18 protein-coding genes are annotated in these 17139 nt (G+C 72.1%); 5 read left to right on the top strand and 13 right to left on the bottom strand.

Features of this window, described 5'->3' with window-relative positions; genetic code table 11:
• Positions 1-20: 20 nt before the first annotated feature.
• The 9 genes from IEZ19_RS15210 to IEZ19_RS15250 all read right to left on the bottom strand — a co-directional run bounded on the left by IEZ19_RS15210 (position 21) and on the right by IEZ19_RS15250 (position 8869).
• Positions 21-1076, bottom strand: a complete 1056-nt coding sequence (locus IEZ19_RS15210; RefSeq protein ID WP_189311715.1) for a 2-aminoethylphosphonate ABC transporter substrate-binding protein — start codon at positions 1074-1076, stop codon at positions 21-23.
• A 37-nt stretch (positions 1077-1113) separates the two neighbouring features.
• On the bottom strand, positions 1114-1911 hold the full coding sequence (locus IEZ19_RS15215; protein WP_189311716.1) for an ABC transporter permease: 798 nt from the start codon (positions 1909-1911) through the stop codon (positions 1114-1116).
• On the bottom strand, positions 1898-2716 hold the full coding sequence (locus IEZ19_RS15220) for a 2-aminoethylphosphonate ABC transporter permease subunit (RefSeq protein ID WP_189311717.1): 819 nt from the start codon (positions 2714-2716) through the stop codon (positions 1898-1900). The genes IEZ19_RS15215 and IEZ19_RS15220 overlap by 14 nt, the downstream gene beginning before the upstream one ends.
• On the bottom strand, positions 2709-3755 hold the full coding sequence (locus IEZ19_RS15225) for an ABC transporter ATP-binding protein (protein WP_189311718.1): 1047 nt from the start codon (positions 3753-3755) through the stop codon (positions 2709-2711). The genes IEZ19_RS15220 and IEZ19_RS15225 overlap by 8 nt, the downstream gene beginning before the upstream one ends.
• 1 nt (position 3756) lies before the next feature.
• A complete protein-coding gene (locus IEZ19_RS15230; RefSeq protein ID WP_229840348.1) occupies positions 3757-4446 on the bottom strand; it encodes a phosphonatase-like hydrolase in 690 nt (229 codons plus the stop codon).
• Positions 4447-4487: 41 nt separating this feature from the next.
• A complete protein-coding gene (locus IEZ19_RS15235; protein WP_229840356.1) occupies positions 4488-5573 on the bottom strand; it encodes a TIGR03364 family FAD-dependent oxidoreductase in 1086 nt (361 codons plus the stop codon).
• 174 nt (positions 5574-5747) lie between these two features.
• Positions 5748-6503 (bottom strand): GntR family transcriptional regulator, encoded by a 756-nt coding sequence (locus tag IEZ19_RS15240; protein ID WP_189311721.1) that lies wholly within the window; start codon positions 6501-6503, stop codon positions 5748-5750.
• 114 nt (positions 6504-6617) lie between these two features.
• A complete protein-coding gene (locus IEZ19_RS15245) occupies positions 6618-7544 on the bottom strand; it encodes a hypothetical protein (RefSeq protein ID WP_373296980.1) in 927 nt (308 codons plus the stop codon).
• A 122-nt stretch (positions 7545-7666) separates the two neighbouring features.
• Positions 7667-8869 (bottom strand): ROK family transcriptional regulator, encoded by a 1203-nt coding sequence (locus IEZ19_RS15250; protein ID WP_189311723.1) that lies wholly within the window; start codon positions 8867-8869, stop codon positions 7667-7669.
• Between IEZ19_RS15250 and IEZ19_RS15255 the strand changes: the two genes are divergently transcribed.
• The 3 genes from IEZ19_RS15255 to IEZ19_RS15265 all read left to right on the top strand — a co-directional run bounded on the left by IEZ19_RS15255 (position 8868) and on the right by IEZ19_RS15265 (position 11421).
• Positions 8868-9947 (top strand): Gfo/Idh/MocA family protein, encoded by a 1080-nt coding sequence (locus IEZ19_RS15255; protein WP_189311724.1) that lies wholly within the window; start codon positions 8868-8870, stop codon positions 9945-9947. The two genes, IEZ19_RS15250 and IEZ19_RS15255, sit on opposite strands and share 2 nt — an antisense overlap.
• The gene (locus tag IEZ19_RS15260) at positions 9947-10468 is read left to right on the top strand and encodes a heme-degrading domain-containing protein (protein WP_189311725.1); all 522 of its coding nucleotides are present in this window, start codon (positions 9947-9949) and stop codon (positions 10466-10468) included. The genes IEZ19_RS15255 and IEZ19_RS15260 overlap by 1 nt, the downstream gene beginning before the upstream one ends.
• 77 nt (positions 10469-10545) lie before the next feature.
• Entirely contained in the window at positions 10546-11421 is an 876-nt protein-coding gene (locus IEZ19_RS15265; protein ID WP_189311726.1) for an LLM class F420-dependent oxidoreductase, read from the top strand.
• A gap of 12 nt (positions 11422-11433) precedes the next feature.
• Here the strand turns inward: IEZ19_RS15265 and IEZ19_RS15270 are convergent, their stop codons facing one another.
• The 4 genes from IEZ19_RS15270 to IEZ19_RS15285 form a co-directional block, all read right to left on the bottom strand.
• A complete protein-coding gene (locus tag IEZ19_RS15270) occupies positions 11434-12291 on the bottom strand; it encodes a fumarylacetoacetate hydrolase family protein (protein ID WP_189311727.1) in 858 nt (285 codons plus the stop codon).
• A 156-nt stretch (positions 12292-12447) separates the two neighbouring features.
• Entirely contained in the window at positions 12448-13158 is a 711-nt protein-coding gene (gene yidC, locus IEZ19_RS15275) for a membrane protein insertase YidC (protein WP_189311728.1), read from the bottom strand.
• Positions 13159-13253: 95 nt separating this feature from the next.
• Positions 13254-13568, bottom strand: a complete 315-nt coding sequence (locus IEZ19_RS15280) for a DUF6412 domain-containing protein (protein WP_189311729.1) — start codon at positions 13566-13568, stop codon at positions 13254-13256.
• Positions 13569-13631: 63 nt separating this feature from the next.
• Positions 13632-14168, bottom strand: coding sequence for a winged helix-turn-helix transcriptional regulator (locus IEZ19_RS15285; RefSeq protein ID WP_189311730.1), 537 nt, complete (start codon positions 14166-14168; stop codon positions 13632-13634).
• Between the two features lie 59 nt (positions 14169-14227).
• On the opposite strand from IEZ19_RS15285, the gene IEZ19_RS15290 reads away from it, so the two are divergent.
• Positions 14228-15649 (top strand): MFS transporter, encoded by a 1422-nt coding sequence (locus IEZ19_RS15290; RefSeq protein ID WP_189311731.1) that lies wholly within the window; start codon positions 14228-14230, stop codon positions 15647-15649.
• A 381-nt stretch (positions 15650-16030) separates the two neighbouring features.
• Entirely contained in the window at positions 16031-17041 is a 1011-nt protein-coding gene (locus tag IEZ19_RS15295; protein ID WP_189311732.1) for an SEC-C domain-containing protein, read from the top strand.
• Positions 17042-17139: the final 98 nt, after the last annotated feature.

Raw genomic sequence — 17139 nt, forward strand, 5'->3', positions numbered from 1 at the left:
ACGCGCCGCCCGGCCCTCGGTCAGCTGCCGGTGGCGGACTTCCAGTCCTCGATGTACGACGTGAGGTTCTCGTCGATGTCGTTCCAGTCCGGCTCGAAGACCTCGACGCCGTCCATCAGCTTGGTGAGGGCGATGGCGTTGTCGTCGGTGGCCTTGATGTCCTGACGGGCGCTGAAGCCGCCGCCGATCTCGCTGACCTGCTGCTGGGCCTGCTGCGAGAGCATGTAGTCGAGGAGCTTCTTGCCGTTCTCGCTGTGCGGGGCCTTGGTGACCAGTCCGGCCGCGTACGGCAGGGCGAAGGTGGTGGGCTTGCCGCCCTTTGCCGCCGGGAACCAGATGCCGAGGTTGGGCATGTCCTTGGACTGGGCGTAGTTCATCTGGACGTCGCCGTTGGCGACGAGGAGTTCGCCCTTGTCGACCTTGGGGGCGAGCTTGCCGGTGGAGGAGGACGGGCCGACGTTGTTGGCCTGGAGCTTCTTCAGGTAGTCGAGGGCCGCGTCCTTGCCGCCGAAGTCGTGGATCGCCTTGATGAGGACGGCCGTTCCGTCGCCGGCGACGCCGGGCGTGGAGTACTGGAGCTTCTCCTTGTACTTGGCGTCGAGCAGCTCGTCCCAGGTGGTGGGGGCCTGCTTCAGCTCCTTCTTGTTGTAGACGAACCCGAAGTAGTTGTTGACGACGGAGGTCCAGGTGCCGTCGGCCGCCTTGTCGGCGCCGTTGACCTGGTCCGAGCCCTCGGGGGCGTACTTCTGCAGCAGCCCCTTGGTGTCGGCCTGCTGGATGAACGGCGGGAGGCTGACAAGCACGTCGGCCTGCGGGTTGCTCTTCTCGCGCAGGGCGCGCTGCACCACCTCACCGGAGCCGCCCTCGACGTACTTGACCTTGATACCGGTCTTCTTCTCGAAGTCCTTGAAGACCTGGTCGTACCAGCCGTCGCCGTTCTCGCCCTTGAGGCCGTCCGCGCTGTAGACGGTGACCTCCTTGGCGTCGGAGTCGGCGGAACCGCTGGAGCAGGCGGTGGCCAGCGGGCTCACGAGGAGACAGACGGCGATGGCGATCTTCAGGCTGTTTCTGGGCATGACGGGGTGAACTCCTTGCACGGGGCGGGGCTTGGGGTCAGCGGTACGAGGCTTTGGTGCGCACGCGGGAGACGGCGAGCAGGACGATCAGTGTCGCCGTCATCAGCACCACGGCGACGGCGGAGCCCGCGAACAAGGCGCCCCGGTCGGTGGCCGCGTAGATCAGGACGGGCAGCGGGGTCCAGTCGGGCGGATAGAGCATCATCGTGGCGCTCAACTCGCCCATGGACAGGGCGAAGCAGAGGCCGGCTGCGGCGGACAGGGAGGGCAGCAGGAGCGGTAGCCGCACCCGCCACAGGACGTACGAGGGCCGGGCGCCGAGGGAGGCGGCGGCCTGCTCGTAGGCAGGGTCGAGGCGGGTGATCGCCGCTGAGACCGACTGATGGGCGAAGGCGGTCACCAGCACCGTGTGGGCGACGATCACGATCCACCGGGTGCCGTTGAGCAGCAGCGGCGGCTGCGAGAAGGCGACCAGGACGGCCAGGCCGACGACCACCGAGGGCACGGCGACCGGCAGGACGAACAGGGTGTCGAGCACACGCCGTACCGGCTTCGGGGCGGCGTGCGCGGCGAGCGCGGCCCAGGTGCCGACGGCGAGCGCGAGGAGGCTGGCCGTGACGGCGGTGACCAGGCTGGTGGTGAGCGCCTGGAGGGCCTCGCCGCGGGTGGCGGCGGTGTAGTGGGCGGTGGTGAACCCGGAGGGCAGCACGCTCGACCAGTGGCCGGCGAAGGAGGCGGCCAGGATGACGAGGAGGGGCAGCGCGAAGAGGGGAAGGAACAGGACGAGGAAGACCAGCCAGACGGCCCACTTCCCGGTACGGCTATGCACCAGCACGACGGCTCACCACCCGGTAGAGGCCGTACAGCCCCACGGAGATCAGGACGTTGACGACGGCAACCACGCAGGCGCCCGGATAGTCGGACTCGAGGATCGCCTTGCTGTAGACGAGCATCGGCAGGGTCGTGACCCCCTTGGCGCCGGTGAACAGCACGATGCCGAACTCGTTGAGGCACAGCACCAGCACGAGGCTGCCGCCGGCCGCCAGCGCGGGCAGCGCCTCCGGCAGGATCACCTGCCGCACGATGCGCGGGGCCCGGGCGCCGAGCGAACTCGCCGCCTCCAGCTGCGCGGTGTCGAGCTGCGAGAACGCGGCGAGCAGCGGCCGCATCACGAAGGGCGTGAAGTAGGTGACCTCGGCCAGCAGCACCCCCCAGGGCGTGGTGAGAAACCGGAAGGGCCCCTCGGCGGCGCCGGTGACGTCGGTCCACAGCCCGTTGGCCATGCCGACGGTGCCGTAGATGAAGAGGAGGGCGAGCGTGATGAGGAAGGACGGGAAGGACAGGAAGACGTCCACGAACCGGGCGACGGCCTTCGCCCCGGGAAACGGTACGAAGGCGATGACGAGCGCGAGCACGAACCCGAGCACCAGACACCCGACGGTGGCGGCGAGGGCCAGCCAGACGGTGGTCCACAGGGCTTCACGGAAGGCGGCCGAGGCGAAGACGTCGGCGTACGGCTGGAGGGAGGTGCCACCCGTGTCGGGGTGGATGGACTGCCGGCCGACGAGGACGAGGGGGTAGAGGAAGAAGAGGGCGAGGAGGGCCACTGGGGGCAGGGCCCACGCCAGGCGCCTAGTCATGGCCGACTCCGGCGGGGAGCAGACTTGCGTCGCCGGGTGCGAAGTGCAGGGTGACCTCCGCCCCGTTCGCCGGCGGGTCCGTCAGTTCACGCACATCCGCCGTCACCACATGTCCGGCCACCTCGACGGAGAGCCGGTGGGTGGCGCCTCGCCACTGGATGTCGCCGACCGTGCCGGTGAGCCGGTTGGGGCCGTCGCCGAGCCCGATGAGGTGCGGGCGTATGCACAGGGTGGCGCCCGCGCCCGCGACCGCCCCGGCGGTGTCCATCTTCAGCTCGATGCCGCCGAAGACGACACCGCCGGAACCGACGGTCACGGGAAGGAGGTTGGCGTTGCCGACGAAGGACGCGGTGAACTCATTGGCCGGGGCCCGGTACAGCTCCTGCGGCGTGCCGCAGGCCTGCAGTCGCGCACGGTCCATCACGGCGATCCGGTCCGCCAGGGTCAGCGCCTCCACCTGGTCATGGGTGACGTAGAGGATCGAGACATCGGGCAGCTCCCGGTGCAGCCGGGCGAGTTCGGCGAGCATCCCGGACCGCAGCCGGGCGTCGAGCGCGGACAGGGGCTCGTCGAGGAGCAGCACATCAGGGCGTACGGCGAGCGCCCGTGCGATGGCGACCCGTTGCTGCTGCCCACCGGACAACTCCCGTGGATGCCGCCGCGCGTACGCCGCCATCCCGGTCATATCCAGCGCCTCGGCGACCCGCTGCCGTATCTCGCCCCGCGCGACCTTGCGCGCCTTGAGTCCGAAGGCGACGTTGTCCTCGACCCGCATGTGCGGGAAGAGGGCGTACTGCTGGACGACCATCCCGATGCCCCGCCGATACGGCGGCAGGTCGGTCACGTCACGGTCGCCGAGGAACACCCGCCCCGACGCGGGCCGTACGAACCCGGCGACCGCCCGCAGCGCGGTGGTCTTGCCGGAGCCGGACGGCCCGAGCAGCGCCATCACCTCGCCGGGTTCGACGGTGAGGTCGAGGGCGTCGAGGACGACGGTGTTGCCGTAGGCGACCGTGACAGAGTCGAAGCGGATGCCCATCTCAGCCGGTTCCCTCGAGCAGCTCGGGCAGTTCGGCGACAGAACCGAGGACATGGGTGGCGCCGGCCGCGCGCAGATCGGCGTCGCCGTGCGCCCCGGTGAGCACTCCGGCCACCACACCGGCCCCGGCGCGTACGCCGCTGCGCATGTCGTACGAGGTGTCACCGACGACCGCGACCTGCCGTACGTCGTCGGCCGCCCCGGTGCGCACGAACGCCGTGAGCGCCATGTCCGGGTACGGCCGCCCGCGCCCGCCGGCGTCGGCCGGGGACAGGGTGAGGTCCGCGAGGTCGCGCCAGCCGAGGGCGTCGAGGATCGCGTCCTGGGTGACGCGGGAGAATCCGGTGGTCAGGACGACGGTACGGCCGCTGCCCCGCAGCTTCTCGACGGCCTCGCGGGCGCCCGGGATCGGCTCGATCAGACCGCCGTCGACGAGCGCGCCGTACGCCTCCTCGAAGGCGGAGTTGCCACGCTGGGCCAGGTCCTCCTCGCCGAACAGATGCCGGAAGACGGAGATCTTGGACTCGCCCATGGTGGCGCGGACGTAGGCGAGTTGCTCCTCGAACCGCGGCGAGCCGGGCTCCACGCCCAGCGTCTGCACGGCGGTGGCGAAGGCGCGCTCGACGAGACCGCCGTCGGCGACGGTCGTGCCGGCCATGTCGAGGACGACGAGACGGATGTCGGAGGTCATGGGGGTCACCGGATTCGTGGGGGTCGTGGGGGTCATGGTGGTCACCAGCCCAGTTCGTCGGCGGTCGTCTCGGCGATGGCGGGCGAGCAGGTCATTCCGCGCCCGCCGGGTCCCGTCACCAGCCACACCCCGTCGGCCACCCGCTGCCGGTGCACCACCCGGGCCGGGTCGGTGCACTGCGCGTACACCCCGGCCCAGCGGCGCCGGATCCTGGGCAGCGGGCGGCCCAGGAGGGACTCGACGACCTCGGTGAGGTGGTCGTAGGGGTCCTCGAGGGTGTCGAAGGCGAAGGGGTGCTCGTACTCGTGGGTGTCGCCGATCGTCAGGCCGCCGTCGGCGCGCTGCACCATGAGCAGCTGCATGCGGTGCGCGGCGGCCGTCTCGGCCTGCGGCTGCCCGGAGTTGAGCGCGTCCAGGGCCTCGGAGGCGTACGCGGGGTAGTAGCGGAAGCTGTCCGCGTCGGCGACCGAGGTGGTGAGCGGTTCGCCCAGCGGGTCGGTCTGCATCATCTGCAGCCGTACGCGGCGCACGGGCAACTCGGGTCCGGCGAGTTCGCGCACGAGCCCGCCGAGCCAGGCGCCGGTGCACAGGACGACGGCGTCGGCGTGGTACACGTCGCCGTGGTCGTCGCGGACGGTCCCGGCGCCGACCACCTCACGCACCTCGCGGCCGGGCAGGAAGGTGTAGTTCGGGGACTTCAGCAGCTCGGCGCGCAGGGCGAGCTGGGCGGTGCGGGGCTCGACGGCGGCGTCGCGCTCGCAGTACAGGGCCGCGTCGAAGTCGCCCCGGAGGGCGGGGTTGAGGGCGCGTGCCTCGCCGGGGGTCAGCAGTTTGTAGCCGCGGGCGGCGGCGTCCGGGCGGGCCACGGCGGCCTCGGCGACCGCACGTTCGAGGGCGCCGCGCACGGGGGTGAGCGAGCCGTTGGCGCGGAAGCCCAGCGCGGGCACCCGCTCCCCGATCCGCTCCCACAACTCTCGTGCGCGCAGGGCGGTTTCGAGTTCCTCCCCGCCCGCGCGCCCGCTCACCCAGATCTGCCCGAAGTTGCGCAACGACGCGCCGCGAGCCTCCGCCTCGCGCTCGATCTGTACGACCTCGTGGCCGCGTTCCACTGCTTGCCAGGCGTGCATGGTGCCCACCACGCCTGCTCCTACGACTGTCACTCTCACGGCGGTCACGCTCGTCGGGAATGGGGAACCGGAATGAACCGGATGGCGACGAGAGGGTGAACGACCCATCACGTTTGGGCTAGACCCGTTATCATTTCGTGACACGCGTGGGAGATGGGGTGCCGGTCGTTCCGGTCAGCCGTTCAGATGCGCGGAGAAGGAGAACCGGTCCCCGCGGTAGAGGCTCCGCACCCGCTCCAGGGGCTGCCCTTCCGTGTCCCGGGACACCCGGTGGATCAGCAGCATCGGAAGGGCGGGCGGGGTACCGATGAGGAGGGCCTCGCGCGGGGTGGCGAGCACGGTCTCGATGCGTTCGTCGGCGTCGCCGAAGGTGATGCCCTGGGCGTTCAGATAGGCGTAGAAGGAGGAGTCGGGCTCGAAGTCCGCGTCCAGGCGCGGGACTCGGGACACGGCCACGTAGGTGCTCTCCAGGCCGACCCGTTCGTCGTCGGCGAGCAGGACGCGCTCCAGGTGCCAGACGAGCTCGCCCCGGACGAGGCCGGTCTCGGCGGCGAGGGCGTCCGGGGCGGGGAAGCGGTCGAGGGAGACGAGGGTACGGCCCGGGGTGCGCCCCTGCCGCCGTACGCCCTCGGTGTAGCTGGCGAGCGAGAGGGGCTGCTCCAGCTTGGGTCCGGCGACGACGGTCCCGCGCCCCTGCCGTCTGAGCCGCCCCTCCAGCACCAGTTCGCGCACGGCCTGCCGCACGGTTTCGCGGGCGACTTCGAAGCGCTCGGCGAGATCGCGTTCGGTGGGGATGAGGTTGCCCTCCCCCAACTCCTCGACGAGCACGCTGAGCCGCGCCTTCACCGCGTAGTACTTCGGGATGCGCCCGTGCTCGGGAATGCCGGAGCGGACGGGGGCGCCTGGGGCCTGGTCGTTCGGGTAGTCCACGCAGGGATCGTCGCAGACGGGAGGGGGGAAGTCGGGCGGGGACCCCGGGAACGGCCTGCGGCTGCGGCCCGCGCGGCCGGCTCGGCCCCCGCGATCACGGCCCGCGCATACCGCTCAGCGCCGTCGGCGGACCAGCACGTAGACGCTGCCGCCGGCGGCGAGCAGACCGGCGAACACCGTGCCGGCGGCGTGCGCGACGGCGAGGCCGGTGCCCGCGAGTTCCTCGGCCTCCTCGTCATTTCCGGCGGCCTCGGCGCTGTCGCTCTTGCCGGTCCCGTCGGTTCCGTCGGTCTCGCCGGCGGACGCGAGGGCGGAGCCGGCGGACGCGAGGGCGGAACCGGTGGGCGTGGGAGCGGTGCCGGTGTCGGGGGCGGAACTGGCGCCCCCCGGGGTCTCGGAGCCGTCGGGGCTCCCAGAACTGGAACTCTCCGGAGCCGCCGTACCGGAACCGTCCACCTGCCCCTCCCCGGCCTTCTCACCGCGCCCGTCCGCGACCCGGAACCGGTAGTCGTTCGACTCCCCCACCCAGTCACCGTCCTCCTCGTGCCGCTGGACGACGGCCGCGTTGGCGGTGATGTCGTCGGGTACGGCGTCGGAGGTGACCGCCAGCCTGACCTTCACGCTGACGGTCCTGCCGGGGGCCACGGTGAACCCGGCGAAGTCGTCCCCGTCGAAGGCGCCGACGAGTTCGTGCTCGTCGGTGGCCGCGAAGCGCACGGGGCGGGCGCGCGAGCTGTCGTAGAACTCCAGTTGGGGCTGGGCGGGCTTCAGCGCGCGCTTGCTGTCGACGAGCACGACGACGGGGTGGATGTCGGCGCAGGAGCGGTCGGTGGTGTTGGTGAGGTCGATGTACCAGGTGCCGAACCCGCCCCCCGCCGTGTAGGACGCCGGCCCGCCGCGAATGCGCGTGCTCAGCGGGAACTCGCGGTCGTCCGCACCGGCGCAGCTGGGAGCGGCGCCGGCCCGGGCGGTCTCGGACGACACGGAAACGAGGACGGCGGCTGCGGCCAGGCAGAGGGACAAGGACAAGCACAGTCGCATGAACACATGACCATGTCGGACGCGACTGGGAAAACGACGGCACCACGACGGCCGAGCACCCGGAACCACGCGACCGGCCGACCCCACGACCGCCCCTCACCCGCTCCGGCGGGAGCCGACCCTCACCCGTCCTCCCGCCCGAACAACGGCGCCACCAGCAACTGCGCCGCCCCCACCGCGACCCCCCACTCCCCACCGGAGGCAACCCGCACCGGCACACCCCCGCCTCCCGCACCCTCCCGCCGTGCCCGCTCCCCGAGCACCGCGCCCACCCCCGCGACGAACTCCTCCGGCGCCGAAGCAACCGTCCGTCCCCCGAGCAGCACAAGGTCGATGTCCAGCAGCCCCACCAGATTCGCCGCCCCCGCCCCGAGCACCCGCGCCGCCTCCGGCACGTCCCCCCGCCCCACCGCCGACAGGCACAGCACCTCGACGCACCCCCGGTTCCCGCATCCGCACACCGGCCCGTCCAGCTGGATCACCTGGTGCCCGAACTCCCCCGCCCCGGTCCGCGCACCCCGGTGCACGCTCCCGCCGATCACCAGCCCGGCCCCGAGTCCCGTGCCGAGGTGCAGATACGCGAACGAGCCGCCCTCCCCGGCCACCGCGAGCCCCAGCGCCGCCGCGTTCGTGTCCTTGTCGACCACGACCGGCAGTCCGAGCCGCCCCGCCAGCACGTCCCGCAGCGGAAAGCCGTCCCACTCCGGGAACCCGGTCACCCGGTGCAGCATCCCCCGCGTGTGGTCCAGCGGGCCGGGCAGCGCGACGCCCACCCCGAGCAGCGAGCCGCGCGCCGTCTCCGGCAGCAGCGCCTCCACCTGCCGGGCCGTGCCCTCCACCACCGCGTCCGCACCGGCCCCGAGGCCGACGGCGCCGCGGCTCTCCGCCACGACCGTCCCGTCGAGATCGACGAGCACGGCCCGCAGTTCGTCCCGGTCCAGATGCACGCCCACCGCGTGCCCCGCCTCCGGCACCAGCCGCAGTACGGTCCGGGGCTTCCCGCCCGTCGAGGCCCGGCGCCCCGCCGCCGCGGCGAGGCCCTCCTCCCGCAGCCGTGCGGTGATCTTGCTGACGGCCTGGGGGGTCAGCCCGGTGCGCTCGGCGAGTTCGAGGCGGCTGATGCCCTCGGCGCCGGCGGTGCGCAGCAGGTCGAGCACGAGCGCGGTGTTGTGGCTGCGCAGGGCGAGCAGGTTGGCGCCGCCCGGCCCCGCCGCCGCTCCCCTTATGCCCGCCACCCTGCCGAGACCTTCCGCATCCACGCTGTTCACGCCCCCATTGTCGCCGACACTTGCACTTTGGCAACAGCGTTGCGAAAGTGGTCGCATGACAACTGGTACGACTGCCACCCCCCTCCGTGTGGGCCTGATCGGCTACGGCCTCGCGGGCTCCGTGTTCCACGCCCCACTGATCGCCGCGACCGACGGCCTCGTTCTCGACACGGTGGTCACCTCGAACCCCGAGCGGCAGGAGCAGGCGCGCGCCGAGTTCCCGGACGTCCGTGTCGCCGGCACGCCGGAGGAGCTCTTCGAGCGCGCGGAAGAGCTGGATCTGATCGTCATCGCGTCGCCGAACAAGACGCACGTCCCGCTGGCGACGGCCGCGCTCAAGGCGGGTCTGCCGGTGGTGATCGACAAGCCGCTCGCCGGTACGGCCGCCGAGGCGCGCGCGCTCGCCGCCCACGCCGAGGAGCGCGGCCTGCTGCTGTCGGTCTTCCAGAACCGCCGCTGGGACAACGATTTCCTGACCCTGCGCAAGCTGGTCGAGGACGGCGAACTGGGCGACGTCTGGCGGTTCGAGTCGCGCTTCGAGCGGTGGCGGCCGCAGCCGAAGGGCGGCTGGCGCGAGTCCGGCGACCCCGCAGAGATCGGAGGTCTGCTGTACGACCTCGGCAGCCATGTCGTCGACCAGGCCCTGGTCCTGTTCGGTCCGGTCACGCAGGTGTACGCCGAGGCGGTGGTCCGGCGCGACGGTGCCGAGACCGACGACGACACGTTCATCGCACTGACGCACTGGAACGGCGTCCGCTCCCACCTCTACGTCTCCGCTACGGCCGCGCAGCTCGGCCCCCGCTTCCGGGTCCTGGGCTCGCGCGCGGGCTTCGTGAAGCACGGCCTCGACCCGCAGGAGGCGGCTCTGCGCGAGGGCGGGCGGCCCGGCGCCGGCTGGGGCGTCGAGCCCGAGGAGCTGTGGGGCCGCGTCGGCGCCGGGGAGTCCCCGCTGACCGGCGGCGGCACCGCCGTGCCGACCCTGCCCGGCGACTACCCCGCGTACTACGCGGCCGTGGCCCAGGCCCTCACCGGCGCCGGCCCCAACCCGGTGACGGCACTGGAGGCGGCCGACGCCCTCGACGTACTGGAGGCGGCGCAGCGGTCCGCCCGTGACGGAGAGACGGTGACCCTCTGATGCACCACCCGCAGATCACCCCGAAGTCCGCCCCGGAGCTCACCCCGAGCATCGAGGAACTCGAGGCGCAGGAACGCCGGCTGGTCTTCCGGCAGTTCACGTACGAGGACGCGTGGGCCCTCGGCTCCCTGCTGGTGGAACTGGCCCGGGAGCGCCAGGCGCCCGTGGCGATCGACATCCACCGCGCCGGCCAGCAGCTCTTCCATGCGGCCCTGCCAGGCTCCACGCCCGACAACGACGCCTGGATCGCCCGCAAGCGCCGGGTGGTGGAGCGCTACGGCTCCGCGTCGTACCTGGTCGGCGCGCGCTTCCGCGCCAAGGGCGCCACGTTCGAGGAGTCCTCGCGCCTCGACCCCGACCTGTACGCGGCGCACGGCGGCTCCTTCCCGGTCACCGTCGAGAACGTGGGCGTGATCGGCTCGGTCACCGTCTCCGGCCTGCCGCAGCTCCAGGACCACCGGTTCGTGGTGGAGGCACTGGAGCAGTTCCTGGGCTCCCTGGACGACGGCCGACGGGACTAAGCCGGGACTCCCTCCGGTTGGGACTGTCGTACGGAAGACCGATCATGGAACGACACCCACCCGGAGGGAACGACCCCATGAGCACCCCCCTCAACGCCCTGAAGGAATCAGTCGGCCGGTACGGCATCTGGAGCGTCGGGCTCCGCTCGGAGGATCCGGCCCGGCGCACCGAGCTGGGCGAGGCCGCCGCCGAGCTGCAGGAGCTGGGTTACGGCGCCGCCTGGCTGGGCGGCAGCAGCGCCCCGCGCCACGCCCTGCCCCTGCTGGAGACGACCTCGCGGCTCGCCGTCGGCACCAGCATCCAGAGCATCTGGCAGTACGACGCCGAGACCAGCGCGACGGGCTTCGCCGAGGTCGAGGCGGCCCACCCCGGCCGTTTCGTGCTCGGCCTCGGGGTGAGCCACGCCAAGATGGCGGAGCAGTACCGGCGCCCGTACTCGGCGCTGGTCGACTACCTCGACGCGCTGGACACGGCCGGGGTGCCCGCCGAGCGCCGGGTCCTGGCGGCCCTCGGCCCGAAGACGCTCCAGCTGTCGGCCGACCGGGCGGCGGGCACGATCCCCTATCTGGTCACGCCCGAGCACACCGCGCAGGCCCGCGCGATCCTGGGCGAAACCCCGCTGCTGGCCCCGGAGTTCAAGGTGGTCCCGGAGACCGACCCGACCCGCGCCCGCGCTCTGGCCCGCGAGGCCCTGGCGATGTACCTCGCCCTGCCCAACTACACGAACAATTTCCTGCGCCTGGGCTTCACCGAGGAGGACCTGGCCGCCGGCGGCAGCGACCGCCTGATCGACGCGCTGTACGCCTGGGGCGACGAGGACAGGATCCACGCCCGCATCGATGAGTTCCTCGAGGCGGGCGCGGACCATGTGGCGATCCAGGTGGTGGACGGAGGGTCTCGGGACGCCCTGCCACGGGAGACGTGGCGCCGGCTGGCAGACCTCTTGTTCTGAGGGGGGAGGGGCTCAGGCTTGCTTGAGCTCCTGCCGCTGCCGGCCAAGTCCCGCGATCTCCAGCTCCACGACATCCCCGGCCTTCAAGTACGGCTTGGGCTCAGGCTGCCCCAGCGCAACGCCCGCCGGAGTCCCCGTATTGATCACGTCCCCGGGATACAGCGTCATGAACTGGCTGACGTACCGGACGACTTCACCCACCGGAAAGATCTGCTCCGCGGTCGTCCCGTCCTGCTTCAGCTCCCCGTTGACCCACAGCCGCAGCGCGAGGTTCTGCGGATCCGGGACCTCGTCCGCGGTCACCAGCCACGGCCCGAGGGGGTTGAACGTCTCGCAGTTCTTGCCCTTGTCCCACGTGCCGCCCCGCTCGATCTGGAACTCCCGCTCGGACACGTCGTGCGCGACCGCGTACCCGGCGACGTGCCCGAGCGCCTCCTCGGCCGACTCGACATAGCGGGCCGTCCGTCCGATGACGACGGCCAGCTCCACCTCCCAGTCGGTCTTGGCGGACCCGCGCGGCACGAGCACGGTGTCGTCGGGACCGACGACCGTGTCCGGCGCCTTGAAGAAGACGACCGGCTCGGCGGGCGGCTCGGCCCCCGTCTCGCGGGCGTGGTCGTGGTAGTTGAGCCCGATGCACACGATCTTGCCGATCCGCCCGAGCGGCGGCCCGACCCGCAGCCCCTCCGCGTCCAGCGCGGGCAGCTCACCGGAGTCCGCGGCGGAGCGGACCCGGCCGAGCGCGGCGTCGTCGGCGAGCAGGGCCCCGTCGATGTCGTCGACGACCCCCGACAGATCGCGCAGGGTTCCCCCGGCGTCGAGCAGCGCGGGCCGCTCCGCTCCCGCCGTACCGACTCGCAGCAGCTTCATGGTGACCATCTCCCTCGCTAGCGGGCGCCCGGCCGATGTGTGCAGCCATCGGAGGACTGGTCGATCCTCCAAGGTCGAGGTCCGGTCCGCAATACCCGGTTCAGGGACTGGACCGTAACCTCCCCTGTCCGGAACGGCTCGGCGAATCCGAACCGCTCAGCGATACAGCACCGCACGCTCCACCGCGCTCCATGCCGTACTGGTCACGACATACAGCGCGGCGGCCAACGGCACCACGGCCACGGTGACGAGCGTGAGGAAGGACATGAACGGCAGGACCTTGCCGATCGCGGCGAGCCCCGGCACCTGCTCCTCCCTCACGGGCGCCGGACTCGTCACCGCCGACATCCGCTTGGTGCGCACGTAGTTGAAGGTGGCGACGCAGGCGACGACGGCGAACAGCCCGACGTACACGAGTCCCGCCGCCCCGAACACCCCACCGTCGCCCAGCGCGTCGCCCCACCGTCCGCCGAGCGGCGCCGCGAACAGCTCGTGCCCGAGCAGCCCGTTGCTCCCGCCGCCGATCGAGGAACTGGAGAAAAGGTGGTACAGGAGGAAGAACGCGGGCAGCTGGAGCAGGCTCGGCAGAAGGCCGGACAGCGGTGACACCTTCTCCTCGGTGTGCAGGGCCAGGACGGCCTGCTGGAGCTTCTCGGGGTTCTTCGCGTGCTTCTTCCGCAGCTCGGCGATCCTCGGCTGCAACGCGGCCCGGGCCCGCTGACCGCGCGCCGCCGCCCGGGAGAGGGGATGCACGAGGAGCCGTACGAGCGCGGTGAACAGGACGATCGCGGCGGCCGCCGCGGAGGCGTGGAACAGCGGCTGGAGCAGGTCGGCCAGCTGCTCGACCAGGGTGGCGAAAACGGACATGGGTGAGCCCTCCGTGGGTCTCGTCGTGCCGGAGTCGGATGTGCATGACGGCATGACGACCCGCGCGGGGTCACGGACGGATCAACGGGTTCGCCCTACGCGATGGTCGCCGGGAGGGCGTGTCCGGGCGCTCTGGGCCGCTGCCGGCCTCTGGCGTCGGGGTCGCGCTGGGGCAGGAACGCCGTACGGCGGTCCCGGTCGCGTATCGCCGTACGCACCCGGGTGGGCGGCACGGCCGGGGCGCAGCGCGCGGCGATGACGGAGCCGGCGGCGAGCGCCGAGGCGGCCGCCGCGGTCGCGGCGAGCGCGACGGTGGTCGTGAGGGTGCCGGTGTCGAGCAGCGCGACCGCCAGCACGAGGAACAGGAGCACGGCGACGGGACACGTGCCGGCCGCCCGGCTGCGGATCATCGCCTTCCCCCCTCTCCCCTGGCGCGCACGGCCACCCGCACGACCTCGCCTCGACGCCCTCTACTACGACTGACCGGTCTCGATCGGTTCCAGCAGCCTCTTCGGCTTGAGCAGCGCCCTGCTGACCGGATCGGCCGGATCGGGGTCGAGTCCCGTGCCCGGCATGAGGAGAACGTCCGCGACCGGTACGGAAGTTCCGCAGGAAGGGCATTCGCCGTTCGGGGCGAGTTCGGTGCCGCATTCCACGTGCCGCAGGTGGCGCAGCCGGTGGTCCATGAGCTGCTCATGACCCCAGACGGCGAGCGCGCGCAGCGCGGGCCACAGCGCGATCCCGCGGTCGGTGACGACGTACTCGTCCCTGGGCGGCGCCTCCTGGTACCGGCGCTTCTCGAGGATCCCCTCCTCGGTGAGCGTCTTCAGGCGGGCCGACAGGACGGCGCGCGGGATGCCGAGGTGTGTGAGGAAGTCGTTGTAGCGCCGGACGCCGTAGATCGCGTCGCGGACGACGAGCAGCGTCCACCGCTCACCCACGACCTCCAGCGCACGGGCGATCGAACACTGCTGTGTCGCGTAGTCCTTGCCCAGTGCCATGGCCTCCACCTTAGCGACTTTCCGACGCGTTGGTTCATTCACTGAACTCTCAGTGCTACGGTACCTCCATGACTAGGTTCAATGAAAGAACTCTCACTGGGTCCGTCGTCGGGACGCAGAGCACACCGCGCCCCGCCGCCCCCAGCGCCGAGGCACCCCCACATCCACGCGCCACCCTGGCCCTGACCAGTGCCGCGACCGCGGTGGCCCTGATGACGTACACCGCCCCCCTCGTCACACTCCCCGACACGGCCGCCGCCCTGCACACGCCGCTGTCCGCGCAGGCCTGGCTGCTGAACGGCACCCCGCTCGGCCTCGCCGCGCTCCTCCTGGTCGCGGGCAGCCTGGCCGACGACTACGGCCGGCGCCGGATCTTCCTCCTCGGCACACTGGCCCTGGGGATCACGACGGCCCTCGGCGGCCTGGCGTCGAGCACCTGGCTGTTCACCCTGGCCCGCGTCGCGCAGGGCGCGGCGAGCGCCGCGGTCCTGGCGAGCAGTCTGGGCCTGCTGGTGGCGGCGTTCCCGAGCCCGCGCGGCCGGCTGCACGCCACGGGCGTGTGGGGCGCGTTCGTGAGCGGCGGCATCGCGGTCGGCCCGCTGGTCGCCGGGGGCATGCCCAACTGGCGGATCTCGTACGGAGTCCTGGGCGCGGCCGCGCTGGTGGTGGCCGCACTCGGCGTGCGCCGGCTGTCGGAGTCGCGCTCGCCGCGCGGTGGGCGACCCGATGTCGCCGGGGCGCTGACGTTCGGCCTCGCGCTCGTCGCGCTGGTCGCGGCGCTCACCCTGGGGCGCGACGGCTGGCTGCGGGCGCCGGTGGGACTGCTGTTGCTGGCGACGCTGCTGCTGCTCGGTGTGTTCACGGTGGTGGAACGCCGGGGCGTGACGCCGATGATCGACCTGTCACTGTTCCGCAGCCCCCGCTTCCTGGCCTCCTCGGCAGGCGGTCTGATCACCGGGTTCGCGGTGATCGGTCTGTACAGCTTCCTGCCCGCCGTTCTGCAGCGGACGCTGGGGATGTCCGCCCTGGACACGGCGTGGCTGTTCCTGCTGTGGTCCGGGCTGTCGTTCGCGGTGGCGCTCCAGGCGAAGAGGCTGGCCGGACGCGTGACGCCCCGCCTGCAACTGGCCATCGGCTTCGTCCTGCACGCGGCGGGCGCGCTGACCATGCTCGGCGCCCTCGACGCGGGCTCCTGGCCCCGGCTGCTACCCGGCCTGGTGATCGGCGGCATCGGCAGCGGCCTGCTCAACGCCGCGCTGCCCCTGCTCTCGGTGGAGTCGGTCCCGCCCGCGCGCGCCGCGATGGGCTCCGGCGCCCAGCAGACCTTCCGCTACATCGGCTCCTGCGCCGGTGTCGCCCTGACCATCGCCCTGGCGACGTCCTCCGGCGGCGGGCTCGCCCACGGCACGGACGTCGCGATCGTGGTCATGTCCGGCCTGGCGCTGCTCGGCGCGCTCGGCGTGGCCGCGGGAGCCCGGCGGGCAGCCTGAGACGCCCACGAAAGGCCCGCTCGTCCTCGGGGCTTGGCCGTCAGCCACTATGACCGCGGTCGCATCGACACCACACCCGAGTCCCGGGACGACGTCCGCGGGAGGATCTTGTCGACGGCGTACGTGTACGTCGCCGCCCTCGTCTCCACGACAGGCGTCCCGCCGCCAAGGCACCAGAGCCTCCGGCGTTTTCCGACCGAACCCGGACACACGCCTCCCGGGAAGGACGGTGAGCGTGCCGTTCGCGGCGGAGTCGGTGCAGAGGCTCCAGGCCGACGGAATGATGCTGTGACCACGGGCCCGGCCGCCCACCGCTGCCGAACGTCGCACGCAACCCATCCTCACTCTCCTTTGTCGCCGGCCGGCAGTACGGTGTCCCCCATGCGCCCCGACACGCCTGCCGAGAACGTCGACCACAACGCCGAAGCGGCACGCCTGGAGCGGACCGCCGGCCTGTATCCCGAGGACGCGGAGGCCTTGCTGCTGCAGGCCGCGGCCCACCTGGAACTGGCCGACGACCGCCCCGCGGCGACCACGCTGTACGACCGCCTGCTGTCGTCCGACGAAGGGCTGGACGACCCCCTCCTGGTACGCGCCCTGAAGGCGTCGAACCTCTGGGAGTACGGCCACGAGGCCGAGGCCCGGGCGATCATCGACGGAATCCGCGCCGCCGCCCCGCGCGACCCGGCCCCGTGGGTGATCGTCGCGGAGGCCCTCGAGTCGCACGACGAGCTGGAGGCGGCGCAGGACACGTTCACGGAGGGCGCGACGCTGCTCCTGACCGACACCCCGGAGCCCCCTTACGCGGCCCGCGCCCTCCTCTTCGGCCGCCACCGGGTCCGCCGGATGCTGGGCGCCCCGCACGACGACTGGGACACCCTGGCGGACACCCTCCACTCGTCCTCGGTGTCCCTGGACGAGCTGCACGACCCGAAGCGGGTGTGGTCCCTGGGCTCGGACAACCCGGCGGAACTGGAGGCGGAGATCTCCCGCCTCCGAGCGGAGCTCGGCGCCTACCGCGAGGCCCTGTCCCGCCCGTTCCCGGTGGCTGTCCTGCACTGGCCGGCGGCCGAACTGGCGGAACTGCTCGCGTCGTACCCGACCCTGGCGACGGAGTACCCGTCCCACGAGACCCACCTGACGACGATAGAAACGTCACTGAGGGAACTGTCCGCCTCGGGAACGGCGAACCTGGGCATCGTGACGGGCACGGTCCCGTCGTACGAGGCGTTCGCGGCATCGGAGGCGTCATCACCTGCGGAGGTCTCGCTGCTGCCGCAGTATGCGACGACGCTGGCGGCACGGGGGCGGGCGGTGGCCTGGCCGCCGCAGACGGGGACGGGTTGCTGGTGCGGGGCGGGGCGGGGGTATGGGGAGTGTCACGGGGCGTGAGGTGAGCGGGGTGACTCGATCACCCCGGTGTTGGCCCCCTGTCCGGAACTCACCAGCTTTCGCCACTGGAACTTTGTTTGTCAGTGACTGCTGCTAAA

This window comes from Streptomyces brasiliensis, from assembly GCF_014647875.1.
Classification (GTDB): Bacteria; Actinomycetota; Actinomycetes; order Streptomycetales; family Streptomycetaceae; genus Streptomyces; species Streptomyces brasiliensis.

Bases quoted from the DNA above. Each gene is read 5' to 3' on its own strand.
- IEZ19_RS15210 (WP_189311715.1), bottom strand. From the start codon at position 1,076: ATGCCCAGAAACAGCCTGAAGATCGCCATCGCCGTCTGTCTCCTCGTG.
- IEZ19_RS15220 (WP_189311717.1), bottom strand. From the start codon at position 2,716: ATGACTAGGCGCCTGGCGTGGGCCCTGCCCCCAGTGGCCCTCCTCGCC.
- IEZ19_RS15225 (WP_189311718.1), bottom strand. From the start codon at position 3,755: ATGGGCATCCGCTTCGACTCTGTCACGGTCGCCTACGGCAACACCGTC.
- IEZ19_RS15230 (WP_229840348.1), bottom strand. From the start codon at position 4,446: ATGACCTCCGACATCCGTCTCGTCGTCCTCGACATGGCCGGCACGACC.
- IEZ19_RS15235 (WP_229840356.1), bottom strand. From the start codon at position 5,573: ATGCACGCCTGGCAAGCAGTGGAACGCGGCCACGAGGTCGTACAGATC.
- IEZ19_RS15245 (WP_373296980.1), bottom strand. From the start codon at position 7,544: ATGCGACTGTGCTTGTCCTTGTCCCTCTGCCTGGCCGCAGCCGCCGTC.
- IEZ19_RS15255 (WP_189311724.1), top strand. From the start codon at position 8,868: ATGACAACTGGTACGACTGCCACCCCCCTCCGTGTGGGCCTGATCGGC.
- IEZ19_RS15250 (WP_189311723.1), bottom strand. From the start codon at position 8,869: ATGCGACCACTTTCGCAACGCTGTTGCCAAAGTGCAAGTGTCGGCGAC.
- IEZ19_RS15260 (WP_189311725.1), top strand. From the start codon at position 9,947: ATGCACCACCCGCAGATCACCCCGAAGTCCGCCCCGGAGCTCACCCCG.
- IEZ19_RS15265 (WP_189311726.1), top strand. From the start codon at position 10,546: ATGAGCACCCCCCTCAACGCCCTGAAGGAATCAGTCGGCCGGTACGGC.
- IEZ19_RS15270 (WP_189311727.1), bottom strand. From the start codon at position 12,291: ATGAAGCTGCTGCGAGTCGGTACGGCGGGAGCGGAGCGGCCCGCGCTG.
- yidC (WP_189311728.1), bottom strand. From the start codon at position 13,158: ATGTCCGTTTTCGCCACCCTGGTCGAGCAGCTGGCCGACCTGCTCCAG.
- IEZ19_RS15280 (WP_189311729.1), bottom strand. From the start codon at position 13,568: ATGATCCGCAGCCGGGCGGCCGGCACGTGTCCCGTCGCCGTGCTCCTG.
- IEZ19_RS15290 (WP_189311731.1), top strand. From the start codon at position 14,228: ATGACTAGGTTCAATGAAAGAACTCTCACTGGGTCCGTCGTCGGGACG.
- IEZ19_RS15295 (WP_189311732.1), top strand. From the start codon at position 16,031: ATGCGCCCCGACACGCCTGCCGAGAACGTCGACCACAACGCCGAAGCG.